This window comes from Dyella lutea (assembly GCF_024158035.1).
GTDB classification, from domain to species: Bacteria; Pseudomonadota; Gammaproteobacteria; order Xanthomonadales; family Rhodanobacteraceae; genus Dyella_A; species Dyella_A lutea.
Genome location: NZ_JAMZEK010000002.1, coordinates 221,335 through 234,124, shown reverse-complemented (window position 1 = coordinate 234,124; position 12,790 = coordinate 221,335). Strand labels below are relative to the sequence as shown.

Sequence of the window (12,790 nt, the reverse complement as noted above, 5' to 3'; positions counted from 1 at the left end):
CGCATGTAATCGTTGATTTATGTTTACACGCGTAAACGATCAAAGCAAGCGCCGCTGGCCGCTGGCATCCCATAGGACCTTCGTACGAGGCGGCCGGACACCCTTCCGTCGTATCCTTGAAGGCTGATTCCCCAAGCAGAAGAAGGCACTGCGATGGACAAGGTGTTCCCCAACGCCACGAAGGCACTCGACGGCCTGCTGTTCGACGGCATGACGATCGCGGCCGGCGGCTTCGGCCTTTGCGGCATTCCCGAGAACCTGATCGGCGCCCTGCTCAAGGCCGGCACCAAGGGCCTGACCATTGTCGGCAACAACGCCGGCGTGGACGATTTCGGCATGGGCCCGCTGCTCAAGACCCGCCAGGTGAAGCGCGTATACGCGTCCTACGTGGGCGAGAACAAGGAGTTCGAACGCCAGGTGCTGGCCGGTGAACTGGAGCTGCATCTGGTTCCGCAGGGCACGCTGGCCGAGAAATTGCGCGCCGGTGGCGCCGGCATCCCCGGCTTCTACACCCGCACCGCGTTCGGCACCAAGCTGGCCGAGGGCAAGGAGACCAAGTCCTTCGATGGCAAGGAGTACGTGCTGGAGGAGGCGATCCACGCTGACGTGTCGATCGTAAAGGCGTGGAAGGGCGACCGACTCGGCAACCTGGTCTTCCGCAAGACCGCGCGCAACTTCAACCCGATGATCGCCACCTGCGGCAAGGTCTGCGTAGCCGAGGTGGAGGAGCTGGTCGAGGTCGGTACGCTCGATCCGGACCAGGTCCACGTGCCGGGCATCTACGTCGACCGCATCATCCACGGCGCGGCGTACGAGAAGCGCATCGAGTTCCGCACCGTCGCCGGCGCCAACACCGGCAAGGAAAACCCCACGCGCACCGCGATGGCGCAGCGCGCGGCGAAGGAGCTGCGCGACGGCTTCTACGTCAACCTCGGCATCGGCATCCCGACCCTGGTGGCGAACTTCATCCCCGAGGGCATGGACGTCACCCTGCAGTCGGAGAACGGCCTGCTCGGTATTGGTCCGTTCCCCAGCGACGACCGGGTCGACCCGGACCTGATCAACGCCGGCAAGCAGACCATCACCACCCTTCCCGGCTCGAGCTTCTTCTCCAGCGCCGAGTCGTTCGCGATGATCCGCGGCGGCCACATCGACCTGTCGATCCTCGGCGGCTTGGAGGTGTCCTGCACCGGCGACCTGGCCAACTGGATGGTGCCGGGCAAGATGGTCAAGGGCCCCGGCGGCGCGATGGACCTGGTCTCGGGCGTCAAGCGCGTGGTGGTGCTGATGGAGCACACCGCGAAGGACGGCTCGCCGAAGATCAAGGACCAGTGCGACCTGCCGCTCACCGGCAAGCAGGTGGTCGACCTGATCATCACCGACCTGTGCGTGTTCGAGGTGGCCAAAGGCCAGGGGCTGACCCTGATCGAGCTCAACGAGGGCGTGACGGTCGACGAGGTGAAGGCGAAGACCGGCTGCGGCTTTGCGGTGTCACCCGCCCTGGGCGGCTGATCCGGCACGACGCTCCCTCGCGCCCGCGCGAGGGAGTCTCGGCCTCAGGCCACCCGGACCTGCGGAAAGCGGATGCGCGCGACGTTCTCGCCGCTCGCGCGGGTCTGCAGCTCCAGCGGCCAGGCGAAGCGTTCGCTGATCCGCCGCGCGATCGCCAGCTCGAAGCCGTGGCGATCGGCATTCGGCCGCGCCGGGCCGCCCGCTTCAGCGTCGGCGGGCAACGGCTCCGTACGGTTGGATACCACCACCGCGTCCGGCATCACCGTCACCACCACGCGGCCGCGCTCGGTCTGCTGGCAGGCGTTGCGGATGAGCTGCCAGAACAACACCGCGAAGACCCGCGGAGACCCCTCCAAGGCGAATCGCGCGGGCTCCTCCAGCTCGAACTCGATCGGCCGCCCCGCCAGCATGTCGCGGGCGAAACCCAGCTCCCTGCCGACCGCATCGTTGACCACGAACACTTCGTCGTCGACGCCGTTGTCCTTCTCGCGGGCGAGGATCAGCAGCGCTTCCACAAGCGCCTCCATCTCCCGCGCCGAACGTCGGATCCGCTGCAGCGACCGCTCGCCGAAACCGCTCAGCGACTGCTCCTCGGCCAGCATGTCCACCGACATCTTGATCACCGTGAGCGGACTGCGCAGCTCGTGGCTGGCATCGCGGGTGAAGTTGCGCTCGCGCTCGGTGTAACCGGCGATGCGCTCGGCGAAAGTGTGCAGACCGCCGGCCAGGGAGGCCAGGTCGGCGTCGGTGCCGCGCCCGAGGCGATCCGGCGACAGCGCGGCGATGTCCGGGTGTTCGTCCCACCCCTCCACCAGCCGCGCCAGTGCACTGACCGGCCGCCACTCGCGCCGTGCTGCCAGCCAGGCCAGCACGGTCACGATGACGATCAATACGAGCACGGCGCCTACCGGCGCCATGCTGAACATACCCAAGGTGACGCAGATCACCAGCGCTACCAGCTGCAACACGAAGATACCCGCGATGCGCCGCTGGAAAGCCCCTTTGCGAAACGCCCCCGATAGCTGAGTCGAACCCCTGCTTTTCATGATGTTGCCGAGTGGCGCGGCCTCCTTCGCATCAAGCCGGCTGTGTGGCGGCAGCCACCTCGGCCTCGAGGTCGGCGAGGCGGTACCCGGCCGAATGGATGGTGTGCAGCAACGGCTTGTCGAACGGTTTGTCGATCACCCGGCGCAGGTTGTAGAGGTGCGAGCGCAGGGTGTCCGAGTCGGGCAGCGTGTCGCCCCAGATCTCGCGCTCGATGTCGCGGCGGCTGACCACGCGCGGCGATTCGCGCATCAGGATCGCCAGCAGCTTCAGCCCGATCGGCGAGACCGTCAGCTCCTGCCCGGCACGGGTCAGGCGCAGCGTGGCGGTGTCCAGCGTCATGTCGCCCACGGTCAGCACCTCGGTCGATACCTGCCGGCGGTCACGGCGGATCAGGGCGCGCAGACGAGCTTCCAGTTCGCGCACCTCGAACGGCTTGACCAGATAGTCGTCGGCGCCGGCCTCGAGGCCGACCAGCTTGTCTTCCAGCGTGTCGCGCGCGGTCAGCATGAGCACCGGGGTGGACTTCTTGGCGTCCTTGCGCAGCTTGCGGCAGACCTCCAGGCCGTCCATGCCCGGCAGCATCAGGTCGAGCACGACCACGTCGTAGCTGTTGGTCACCGCCAGGTGCAGGCCGCTGACGCCATCGGCGGCGTAATCCACCGAGTAGCCGCGGCGCTCCAGGAATTCACCCACCATCTCGGCGATCTGGCGGTTGTCCTCCACCAGCAGCACCAGTCCAGCCTGTTCGTCACGTGTGCTCATATGCTCGTCCTGCAGTTGCTGTTTTCACGTTTGTGAAAGGCTAGCGGGCGACCCGGTGACCACGATGTGAAGGACCTCGACGTGCGTTCACCCGCCGGTCAAACGGGCACTCGCGGTCAACGCGACGCCTTGTGCAGCAGGGGCTCGAGGGCGGGCCACACGTTCTCCAGGACGCGCGGTTCGCCGGCCGCCGTGGGATGCAGACCGTCGTCCTGCATCAGCGACGGATCGAGCGCCACGCCGTCGAGCAGGAACGGCACCAGACCCACGTGTTTCTGCCGGGCGAGATCGGCATAGATGGCGCGCAACCCGTCGCGATACTGCGGTCCGTAGTTCACCGGCAGCTCGATGCCTAGCAGCAGCACGCGGGCGCCAGACTTCTGCGCCATGTCGATCATCGCGGCGAGGTTGTCGCGCAGCGCGTCCAGCGGCAGGCCGCGCAGGCCGTCGTTGGCACCGAGCTCGATCACCACCACCGCCGGCCGTTCCTTCGCCAGCAATCCCGGCAGATGGTTGCGACCGCTCAACGACGTCTCGCCGCTGATGCTGGCATTGACCACGCGCCACGGCGGCTCCATCTTGGCCAGACGCCCGTACAGCAGGCTCACCCAGCCGGACTCGACCGGAATGTTGTGCGCGGCCGATAGCGAGTCCCCCAGCACCAGCACGCTCCGGGTCGGCGCCGCATGGGCGACGGCCATTCCCCACAGCAGCAGGCCCAAGGCGTAGAGGAAACGACGCATGAGTGATCCATCCGGTCCGGTGCTCGAGGCGAACGATGTTAGCAAGTCGGTCAGCGGCCCCGAGGGCGAGCTGACCATTCTGCGCGGCGTGAGCCTGTCGGTACGCGAGGGCGAGAGCTTCGCCATCGTCGGCGCCTCCGGCTCAGGCAAGACCACTTTGCTTGGCCTGCTGGCCGGCCTGGACCTGCCGAGCAGCGGCCACATCCGCCTCGATGGGCAGTCGCTGGAGACGCTCGACGAGGAAGCCCGCGCGGACCTGCGTCGGCGACTGGTCGGCTTCGTGTTCCAGTCCTTCCATCTGCTCCCCGCACTCACCGCCGAGGAGAACGTGATGCTGCCGCTGGAACTGGAGGGTGCGCGCGACGCGCGGGCAAGGGCGCGCGATGCGCTGGAGGCGGTCGGGCTGACGCCGCGGCGACGGCATTACCCGGCACAGCTGTCCGGCGGCGAGCAGCAGCGCGTGGCGATCGCCCGCGCCTTCGTGCACGGTCCGCGCCTGCTGTTCGCCGACGAGCCCACCGGCAACCTCGACCAGCGCACCGGCCGGCATGTCGCCGACCTGCTGTTCGCGTTGAACCAGGACCGGCGCACCACGCTGGTGCTGGTCACCCACGACGCCGCGCTTGCCGCGCGCTGCCGGCGGCGCATTGAACTGGCCGAAGGGCGCGTAGTGCATGCGGTCGAGGGCACCACCGCATGAACATCATGCCGCTGGCCCTGCGCAGCCTGCGCCGCGAGTGGCATCTGCCGGAACTGCGCACGCTGGCGGCCTCGCTGGTGCTGGCGGTGGTTGCGCTCGGCGTGGTGGCCACGCTGGCCAGCCGCATCGAACGCGGCCTGCTGGCCAGCGCGGCGGAGCTGATCGGCGGCGACATCGGCATCAGCGCGCCCCAGGCGCTCCCTCCCGCCTTCGTCGACGAGGCGCGCCGCGACGGTCTGCGCAGCAACCATGTCGCCAGCTTCCCCAGCGTCGCCTTCCACGACGGCCACAGCCAGTTGCTCGACGTGCAGGCCACCGATGCGGCCTATCCGCTGCGCGGCACGCTGGAACTGGCCGACCGGCAGGGCCGGACACGCACGGGACATGCCCCTAGCACCGGCTTGGTCTATCTCGATCATCGCGCCCTGGTCGCGCTGGGCCTGCAGATCGGCGACACCGTCCAGGTGGGCGGGCGCGACCTGCGCATCGCCGCGGAACTGGTTCGACAGCCCGACGGTGGCGAACTCTTTGCACTGGCGCCGCGGGCGATCATGAGCCTGGCCGACGCCGAAGCGGCCGGCCTGCTCGGTGTCGGCAGCCGCGCGCGACATCGCCTGCTGCTGGCCGGTGAGCCGGACCAGGTGCAGCGCTGGCGGCGCTGGGCCAAGGCCCAGACGCTGCCGCAAGGAGCCCAGCTGATCACGCCGGAACAGGCCCAGGAGCGCATGCGTACCGCGTTCGACCGCGCCAGCGCCTTCCTGCGCCTGACCGCCCTGCTCTCGGCGTTGCTGGCCGGCGTGGCGATCGCCCTGGCAGCGCAGCGCTATGCCCGCCGCAAGACGCCGGAGGTGGCGCTGCTGCGCGCCCTGGGCACGCCACGACGCCGCGTGCTGGCCTTGCTGCTCGGGACGCTTGGCGCGCTGGCGCTGCCGGCCGTGATCCTGGGTATCGCTCTGACCCTCGCCCTGGCGCAGGGGGCCTGGCTGGTGGCCAGCCAGCTGTTCGGCAACGTGCCGACCACACTGCCGCTGCTACCCGCCTTCGCCGCCGCGGCGGTGGGCCTGGCCGTGCTGGCCGGCTTCGCCCTGCCGCCGCTGGCCCGGCTGGCCGACGTGCCGCCGGTGGCGGTATTTCGTGCCAGCCTGGCCCGCCGCGTGCGTCGCTTCGACGTGCTGTACCTGGTGCCGCTGGCGGTGGCCGCCGTGCTGATCTGGCTGCAGAGCGATTCGCTGAAGATGGCCGGCATCCTCGCCGCCAGCCTGCTCGGGGTGGCCGCCTTCGCCGCCGCCCTGGCGGCGCTGCTGCTGTGGCTGGCACGGCGCGTGGCGCCCGGCGCGCATCCTGCCCTTCGCCTCGGCCTCGCCGCGCTGGCCCGGCGCCGGGGCCTCAGCCTGATCCAGGCCACCGCGCTGAGCCTGGGCCTGGTCGCCCTGCTGCTGCTCGCCGTGGTCGCGCCCTCGCTGCTGGACGGCTGGCGCCGCGAACTGCCCGCCGACACGCCGAACTGGTTCGTGCTGAACCTGCAGGACGACCAGCGTGTCGGCTTCGACGCCGCCCTGCAGAAGCAGGGCGCGAAGGAACTGAACATGCTGCCGTTGGCGGTCGGCAAGCTCGCCGCGATCAACGGCGTGCCGGCGGATCAATTGAACTTCGCCGACCCCCGCGCGAAGGACTGGATCGACCGCCAGCTGCGGGTGTCCTGGGCCGGCGCGCTGCCGCCATCGAACCAGGTGGTCGCCGGTACCTGGTTCGCTCCGCAGCCGACACACGCCGAGGTCTCGGTGGACACGATGTGGCGCGACATGTTCCACCTGAAGCTTGGCGACACGATGCGCTTCACCATCGGCGAGCGCAGCCTGGATGCCACCGTCAGCAGCGTGCGGCAGGTCGACTGGAGCTCGTTCCGGGTGAACTTCTTCCTGCTGCTGGATCCGGCGCACGCCGACACCCTGCCGCACACCTGGCTGGCCAGCTTCTACCTGCCGCGCGATCGCGCCGACGGCCTGGCCCGGGTGTCACGCGACTACAGCAACCTGAGCCTGGTCGATGTCGACTCGCTGCTCGACCGGGTGCGCGAGATCGTGCAGCGGGTGAGCAACGCGGTGCGCTGGATCCTCGGCTTCAGCCTGCTCGCCGGTGCGCTGGTGCTGGCGGCGGCGCTGGCCTCCAGCGCCGCCGAACGCCGGCACGAAGCGGCCCTGCTGCGCACGCTGGGCGCCCGGCGCGGGCAACTGCGGGTGGCGGCGGCCTGCGAGTTCGCCCTGCTCGGCGCGGTGGCCGGACTGACGGCGGCGATCGGCGCGGCCGGAGCCGGTTGGTGGCTGGGGCGTTCGGTCTTCCACATCGAGCATTTCGTGCCACCACTGGGTGCGCTGGCGCTGGAAGCACTGGTTGCCGCGATCGTGGTGATGCTGCTCGGCCTGGCGGGCACGCGGCGGGTGACCCGCACATCGCCCATGCGACTCTTGCGCGAGGGCTGAGCCGCCAGCCACCATCGACGGATTCCCCCGCCCGGAGCAGGCCATGTACACCCTCTACTACTCCCCCGGCACCGCCAGCATGGTGGTGCACATGGCCCTGATCGAGAGCGGTGCGCCGTTCGAGCTGAAGCTCGTGGACATTGAGCGCGGCGCGCAGCGCGACCCGGCGTATCTCGCACTGAACCCGCGTGGCGTGGTACCGACCCTGGTGATCGATGGCCAGTCCCGGCACGAGTCCGCCGCGCTGCTGATGATGCTGGCCGACCGCCATCCGGAAGCCGGACTCGCCCCGGCGCCCGGCACGGCCGCCCACGACGCTTTCGAGCAGTGGCTGGTCTATCTGAGCAACACCCTGATGTCGGCGTACCGCTTCTGGTTCTACCCGCCGGACCTCGGGGCCACCGAGCATCCGCCGCAGGTCCGAGCAGCGCTGGCGGCGAAGATCGAGGGCGTGTGGGATTACCTCGACCGCACGCTGGCCGCGCAAGGCCCTTATCTGCTCGGGGACGCCTTCAGCGCCGCCGACCTGCTGCTGGCGATGCTGATGCGCTGGTCGCGCAACATGCCGCGCCCGGCCAGCCAGTGGCCTGCACTGGCCCGGCTGGCCGACCTGATCCGTGCCCGCCCGAGCTGGCAGCAGGTGTATGCCGTCGAGGGCCTGAGCGGGTGGTGAGATTCCTGCGCGACCGTCTGGTATCGCATCTCTTGCCCTGGCTGCGCACCGAGTGGTTGCTGGCCGCATTCGGCTCGCTCGCCGTCTTGCTCGCGCTGGCCGATCCGCAGCCGCTGGACCGCTACCAAGACTGGCTGCAGGTGCCGACGCTGGCCGGCCTGATGGGGCTGATGATCGCGATCCAGGGCATCCGCGACAGCGGCCTCGTGCAGCGGGCGGCGATCGTGCTGGTGACTCGTGCGCAGTCGCTGCGCGGGCTGGGACTGATGCTGGTGGCCAGCGCCGAAGTGCTGGCCATGGTCCTGACCAACGACGTCAGCCTGTTTCTGCTGGTGCCGTTGACGGTCGCCATCGCCGGCCTGTCCAACCTGCCGCTGGCGCGGATGGTGGTGCTGGAGGCGCTGGCGGTGAATGCCGGTTCGACGCTGAGCCCGATCGGCAATCCGCAGAACCTGCTGCTGTGGCAGTCCTCGCATCTGCCGTTCCTGCACTTCGTTCAGGGCATGGTGCCGGCGTCGGCGCTGGCGTCGCTGCTGCTGTTGGCGCTCACCGCGCTGTGGCTGCCGGGAGGTCGGGTCGAGCTCGATCGTAACGCCCTGGACAGCCGGCCGCTGTTCCCGCCGCTGGCGGTGCTGTCGCTGGTGGCGCTAGCCTCGATGGTGCTGATGATGGAACACGGGCTGGCGCTGGAAGGCGCGCTCGGCCTGCTGCTGCCGTTCGCCCTGCTGGCACGCGACAGCCTGAAGCGGATCGACTGGCCGCTGTTGGCGACCTTCGCGGCGATCTTCGCCGGGCTCGGCCACTTCGCCGCGCTGCCCGTGGTGGGCGCGGTCCTGGATCATTTCGACTTCGACCAGCCGCTGACCCTGTTCCTCGGTGGCCTACTCGGCTCCCAGGTGATCAGCAACGTGCCGGCCACCGTACTGCTGCTGGACCGCGCGCATGACCCGCTCGCCCTGGCCATCGCCGTCAACGTGGGTGGCTTCGGGCTGGTGGTCGGCTCGCTGGCCAACCTGATCGCCCTGCGGCTGGCGCGCCTGCCGCAGGGCCTGCGGCAATTCCACCGCGTGTCGATCCCATTCCTGCTGGTGTGCGCGCCGCTGGTCTACCTGGCGGCGCGCTGGTTGGCCTGAGGCAGACGGCTCAGTCGTCGTCGCGGGGCACGCTGACCTTGCCCTTCACGCCGCTGTAGTCGACATCGCCGCTGCCCTTGGCGCCGAGCGAAAGATCACCGGTGACATCGCGCACGTTGAGGTCGCCCGAGCCGAGCGTATCGGCACGCACGCTGCCACCGACGCGCTTGATGGTCACATCGCCCGAACCGATGCTGCCCACGCGGGCATCGCCGCGCACGCCATCGATACGGGCATCGCCCGAACCGACCGAACCGATCGACAGGCTGCCGATGTCGTTGGCGTCGACGTCGCCGGAGCCCACGCTGGTGGCGAAGCGCCCGGCGATGCGCTTGACGTGCAGGTCGCCGGAGCCGACCTGGCTTTCCAGTTGCTGCACGTCGCTCACATCGGCGTCGCCCGAGCCCACGGCCACGGTGAGCGGCATGCCGGCCGGCAGCTGCACGTTGACGTCGAGGCTGCTGTACGAGCTGCCGAACAGGTTGAAGTGCATGCCCTCGTGGCGGGCCAGTTCGATGATCAGCTGGTCGCCGTCGCGGTGCGATTCCACCGTGAGGCTGTCGAGCACGTCCTTGCTGGAGGCACAGGCGCGGCCATCCAAGGTGAGCGCCGTGGCGGACCGGCTGCCGGTCACGTGCAGGTCTTCGGCATGCACGGCGATCTGCACGCTGCGCACGCCCTTCAGGTCGTCGTGCAGTTGGCGCGGCGCCTCGTACTTGCACTGGTTGGCCGCCAACACGGGCAGCGGGGCGAGCAGGGCAGCGAACAGCAGGAGGTGGCGCATGTCGATCTCCGGTGGAAGGAATACCCCGCTCAGATGCATCCCGGCGCCGAAAGGTTGCAATCGCTCCGGCCGGTCAACGGCGACGGGGGCACCACGTTCATGAGGTCCACGCATTCCTCGTGGGGATCCCCATGCAGCACAAGACCCTGCTCGCTTCCGCCCTGGCCCTGCTGATCGCGGGCAGCGCATCCCTCGCCTTCGCGCAGGACAAGACGCCCCAGGCTCCGCCGGCACCGATGGCCGGTCCGCACGGTATGCCTGGCGCACCCGGCATGGGCCGCCACGGCGACTGGATGCACCACGGTCCCGGCATGCGCCGGATGGGTGACCAAGGCAGCGGCGTGATCGCCGACCTGCGCGGACTGGAGCACCTCTACCGCCAGGCCGGCCGCACCCGCGACCTCGCCGCCGTGTACAACGAAGTGCTGGCCAGGTCGCAGGACCCGCGGGTGCGCGCCTACGCCTATCACCAACTGGCGCGCGCGCAGGCGCAGCCGATCAATCTCGATGCCGCCATCGCGACCATGCGCAAGAGCCTGGACGAGAGCCTGGCCAACGAGGCGAAGCACCGTGCCGAGATAGAACAGATGCGCGCGCGCTGGGAGCAGAAGCAGGGTGCGACGGCAAAGGATGGCGGCGGCAGGTAAAGCCGCGGACGGCGGCGGCGGGTGCGGGCGATACCTGCGTCCTACGCCTGGCCGCCGCGATCCTCTTCGCGCTTGACGGCGTTCCAGAGCAGTTCCTGTGCCGCCAGATCGCGCTGGTCCAGCGGCTGGCCCGCCTCGTCCGCCAATGCTTCCATGCGCCGGAAGCGGCGCTCGAACTTGGCGTTGGCGCGGCGCAGGGCCTGCGAAAAATCCACGCCCGCATGCCGGGCGAGATTGACCAGTACGAAGGCGACGTCGCCGATCTCGTCCTCCAGCCGTCCGGTATCGGCGCCGGCGGCAAACTCCGCGCGTACCTCCTCGACCTCCTCGGCCAGCTTGTCCAGCACCGGCGCCGGGTCCGGCCACTCGAAGCCGGTCCGCGCGGCCTTCTCCTGCAGCTTCTGCGCCCGCTTCCACTCCGGCAGGCCGCGCGACACGCCGGCCAGCGCGCTGGCATCGTGCGTCTCGCCCCTGGCCGCGCGCTCCTCGGCCTTGATCGCCTCCCACGCCGCCTTCTGCGCCTCGACGTCGTCATAGGCGACATCGCCGAACACATGCGGATGGCGGCGGATCATCTTGTCGCTGATCGCATGCGCGACATCGGCAAACTCGAACAGTCCGCGCTCGCGGGCCATCTGCGCATGAAATACCACCTGCAGCAGCAGGTCGCCGAGTTCGTCGCGCAGGTCGGGCCAGTCCTGGCGATCGATCGCATCGGCGACCTCATAGGCCTCCTCGATCGTGTACGGGGCGATGGTGGCGAAATCCTGCTGCAGATCCCACGGGCAGCCGCCCCGCGGATCGCGCAGGCGGGCCATGATGGCGAGCAGGTCGTCGAGGCTGTGGCGGTCGGTCATGGGTATGCGGTCGGCGGCGATGAAGACCGAAGCACCCGAGCGGGGCTCCGGCGGAGCGCGAAGATCAGTGCTCGCTCTGCGCGAGCCGTTCGACCCAGTCGATCTCCGAATCGCCCACGGCGACGAACTCGGGATTGAGCAGCGACTCGCCCCGGTTGTAGCGCAGCGGCATGCCCTCCAGGTCGAGCACCGCGCCACCGGCCTCCTCCAGCACGCACTGGGCGGCCGCGGTGTCCCACTCGCTGGTCGGACCCCGACGCAGGTACAGGTCGGCGTCGGCACGCGCGATCAGGCAAAACTTCAGCGACGAACCCATCGCCAGCGTGGTGAACGGGCCGCCCAGCAACTGCTCGAGCAGCACCGCATCGCTGCCGCCGTGCGAGCGGCTGCCGGCCACCACCGGCGGATCGGACAGCGCCCGGCTGCGCATCGGCAGCCAACCTTCGTCGTCGCGGCGCATCCACGCACCGCCACCACGCTCGGCGGCATAGACCTCGTCCATCGCCGGTGCCAGCACCACACCGAGCACGGGGCGATGGTGGTCGATCAGCGCGATGTTCACGGTGAACTCGCCGTTGCGCTTGACGAACTCGCGCGTGCCGTCGAGCGGATCGACCAGCCAGTATCGATCCCAGCCCCTTCGCACCTCCCAGTCGCTGGCGCGGGCTTCTTCGGAGATCACCGGCAGCACCTCGTCCAGCGCCGCCAGGGCCTGGGCGATCACCGTCTGCGCGGCGAGATCGGCGGCCGTCAATGGCGAACGGTCGTCCTTGTGCTCCACGTCAAAGTCGCCGGCGTAGACCGCCATGATCGCCTCGCCCGCCTGGCGGGCGATCGCTGCGACACGGGCCAGCAGCGGGGAGAACGGCACGGCGCTCATGAGCGTTCGAACCGGCCGGCGAGGTATTCGCGAGCCATGAAGAGAGCCGCGATCGAGCGCCCCTCGGTGACGTCGTCGCGGGAAATCAGGGCATGCAGCTCATCCAGCTTCCAGGGCACCACTTCCAGTTCCTCCGGTTCGTCGCCCTGCAGGCGTTCGGGATACAGGTCCTGCGCCAGCACCACGTGCGCCATGTGGGTCATGTAGGCGGGCGCGAGCGACAGGTGGTGCAGGATGGTGAGCTTGCGCGCGCCGTAGCCGACTTCTTCCTTCAGCTCGCGGTCGGCGCCCTGCTCAACGGTCTCGTCCTGGTCCAGCCGCCCCTTGGGCAGGCCGAGTTCGTAGCGACCCAGGCCAGCGGCGTACTCGTTGACCAGCAGCACCGTCTCCTCATCGATCATCGGCACGATGATCACCGCGCCGAGACCGTGCGACTTCAGCCGCTCGTAGGTGCGCCGTTCGCCATTGGAGAACTCCAGGTCGAGCTGCTCGGCGCGCAGGAACGTGCTCTGCGCGACGTCGCGCCGGGCGTGGATGATCGGGAGCTTGGCCATCGGCCGATTGTAGCCGGT

13 protein-coding genes are annotated in these 12,790 nt (G+C 69.4%); 6 read left to right on the top strand and 7 right to left on the bottom strand.

From position 1 onward, the window contains the following. Positions 1-153: 153 nt before the first annotated feature. Complete coding sequence (locus NC595_RS20470; protein WP_343214897.1) at positions 154-1,512, top strand: 3-oxoacid CoA-transferase; 1,359 nt, start codon at positions 154-156, stop codon at positions 1,510-1,512. 44 nt (positions 1,513-1,556) lie between these two features. Here the strand turns inward: NC595_RS20470 and NC595_RS08245 are convergent, their stop codons facing one another. The 3 genes from NC595_RS08245 to NC595_RS08235 all read right to left on the bottom strand — a co-directional run bounded on the left by NC595_RS08245 (position 1,557) and on the right by NC595_RS08235 (position 4,064). Next, positions 1,557-2,480, bottom strand: coding sequence for a sensor histidine kinase (locus tag NC595_RS08245; protein WP_253565891.1), 924 nt, complete (start codon positions 2,478-2,480; stop codon positions 1,557-1,559). A gap of 109 nt (positions 2,481-2,589) precedes the next feature. Then, positions 2,590-3,321 (bottom strand): response regulator transcription factor, encoded by a 732-nt coding sequence (locus NC595_RS08240; RefSeq protein ID WP_017462726.1) that lies wholly within the window; start codon positions 3,319-3,321, stop codon positions 2,590-2,592. A 116-nt stretch (positions 3,322-3,437) separates the two neighbouring features. Continuing rightward, on the bottom strand, positions 3,438-4,064 hold the full coding sequence (locus tag NC595_RS08235; RefSeq protein ID WP_253565890.1) for an arylesterase: 627 nt from the start codon (positions 4,062-4,064) through the stop codon (positions 3,438-3,440). Between NC595_RS08235 and NC595_RS08230 the strand changes: the two genes are divergently transcribed. The 4 genes from NC595_RS08230 to NC595_RS08215 are packed head-to-tail and all read left to right on the top strand — an operon-like array spanning position 4,063 to position 9,050. Then, positions 4,063-4,764 (top strand): ABC transporter ATP-binding protein, encoded by a 702-nt coding sequence (locus NC595_RS08230; RefSeq protein ID WP_253565889.1) that lies wholly within the window; start codon positions 4,063-4,065, stop codon positions 4,762-4,764. The genes NC595_RS08235 and NC595_RS08230 overlap by 2 nt on opposite strands. Further along, positions 4,761-7,244: an ABC transporter permease gene (locus NC595_RS08225; RefSeq protein ID WP_253565888.1), complete on the top strand. Its 2,484-nt coding sequence runs from the start codon at positions 4,761-4,763 to the stop codon at positions 7,242-7,244. Before NC595_RS08230 ends, NC595_RS08225 begins: the two co-directional genes overlap by 4 nt. A gap of 43 nt (positions 7,245-7,287) precedes the next feature. After that, a complete protein-coding gene (locus NC595_RS08220) occupies positions 7,288-7,917 on the top strand; it encodes a glutathione S-transferase family protein (RefSeq protein ID WP_253565887.1) in 630 nt (209 codons plus the stop codon). Further along, a complete protein-coding gene (locus NC595_RS08215; RefSeq protein WP_253565886.1) occupies positions 7,911-9,050 on the top strand; it encodes an SLC13 family permease in 1,140 nt (379 codons plus the stop codon). The genes NC595_RS08220 and NC595_RS08215 overlap by 7 nt, the downstream gene beginning before the upstream one ends. A 10-nt stretch (positions 9,051-9,060) precedes the next feature. Here NC595_RS08215 and NC595_RS08210 read toward each other — a convergent pair whose 3' ends face one another. Beyond that, on the bottom strand, positions 9,061-9,834 hold the full coding sequence (locus tag NC595_RS08210; RefSeq protein ID WP_253565885.1) for a DUF4097 family beta strand repeat-containing protein: 774 nt from the start codon (positions 9,832-9,834) through the stop codon (positions 9,061-9,063). Between the two features lie 131 nt (positions 9,835-9,965). Here NC595_RS08210 and NC595_RS08205 point away from each other — a divergent pair, with 131 nt between their 5' ends. Further along, a complete protein-coding gene (locus tag NC595_RS08205) occupies positions 9,966-10,481 on the top strand; it encodes a tetratricopeptide repeat protein (protein ID WP_253565884.1) in 516 nt (171 codons plus the stop codon). A 41-nt stretch (positions 10,482-10,522) separates the two neighbouring features. On the opposite strand, the gene mazG is transcribed toward NC595_RS08205, so the two are convergent. From mazG to nudE, 3 genes are all read right to left on the bottom strand, one after another. Continuing rightward, positions 10,523-11,338: a nucleoside triphosphate pyrophosphohydrolase gene (gene mazG / locus NC595_RS08200; RefSeq protein WP_253565883.1), complete on the bottom strand. Its 816-nt coding sequence runs from the start codon at positions 11,336-11,338 to the stop codon at positions 10,523-10,525. A gap of 64 nt (positions 11,339-11,402) precedes the next feature. Then, on the bottom strand, positions 11,403-12,218 hold the full coding sequence (gene cysQ, locus NC595_RS08195) for a 3'(2'),5'-bisphosphate nucleotidase CysQ (RefSeq protein WP_253565882.1): 816 nt from the start codon (positions 12,216-12,218) through the stop codon (positions 11,403-11,405). Further along, a complete protein-coding gene (gene nudE / locus NC595_RS08190; RefSeq protein WP_253565881.1) occupies positions 12,215-12,772 on the bottom strand; it encodes an ADP compounds hydrolase NudE in 558 nt (185 codons plus the stop codon). Before nudE ends, cysQ begins: the two co-directional genes overlap by 4 nt. Positions 12,773-12,790: the final 18 nt, after the last annotated feature.

What these genes read in the sequence shown, in the direction of transcription:
- NC595_RS20470 (WP_343214897.1), top strand. Translation starts at nt 154, where the DNA reads ATGGACAAGGTGTTCCCCAACGCCACGAAGGCACTCGACGGCCTGCTG.
- NC595_RS08240 (WP_017462726.1), bottom strand. Translation starts at nt 3,321, where the DNA reads ATGAGCACACGTGACGAACAGGCTGGACTGGTGCTGCTGGTGGAGGAC.
- NC595_RS08230 (WP_253565889.1), top strand. Translation starts at nt 4,063, where the DNA reads ATGAGTGATCCATCCGGTCCGGTGCTCGAGGCGAACGATGTTAGCAAG.
- NC595_RS08235 (WP_253565890.1), bottom strand. Translation starts at nt 4,064, where the DNA reads ATGCGTCGTTTCCTCTACGCCTTGGGCCTGCTGCTGTGGGGAATGGCC.
- NC595_RS08225 (WP_253565888.1), top strand. Translation starts at nt 4,761, where the DNA reads ATGAACATCATGCCGCTGGCCCTGCGCAGCCTGCGCCGCGAGTGGCAT.
- NC595_RS08220 (WP_253565887.1), top strand. Translation starts at nt 7,288, where the DNA reads ATGTACACCCTCTACTACTCCCCCGGCACCGCCAGCATGGTGGTGCAC.
- NC595_RS08210 (WP_253565885.1), bottom strand. Translation starts at nt 9,834, where the DNA reads ATGCGCCACCTCCTGCTGTTCGCTGCCCTGCTCGCCCCGCTGCCCGTG.
- NC595_RS08205 (WP_253565884.1), top strand. Translation starts at nt 9,966, where the DNA reads ATGCAGCACAAGACCCTGCTCGCTTCCGCCCTGGCCCTGCTGATCGCG.
- mazG (WP_253565883.1), bottom strand. Translation starts at nt 11,338, where the DNA reads ATGACCGACCGCCACAGCCTCGACGACCTGCTCGCCATCATGGCCCGC.
- cysQ (WP_253565882.1), bottom strand. Translation starts at nt 12,218, where the DNA reads ATGAGCGCCGTGCCGTTCTCCCCGCTGCTGGCCCGTGTCGCAGCGATC.
- nudE (WP_253565881.1), bottom strand. Translation starts at nt 12,772, where the DNA reads ATGGCCAAGCTCCCGATCATCCACGCCCGGCGCGACGTCGCGCAGAGC.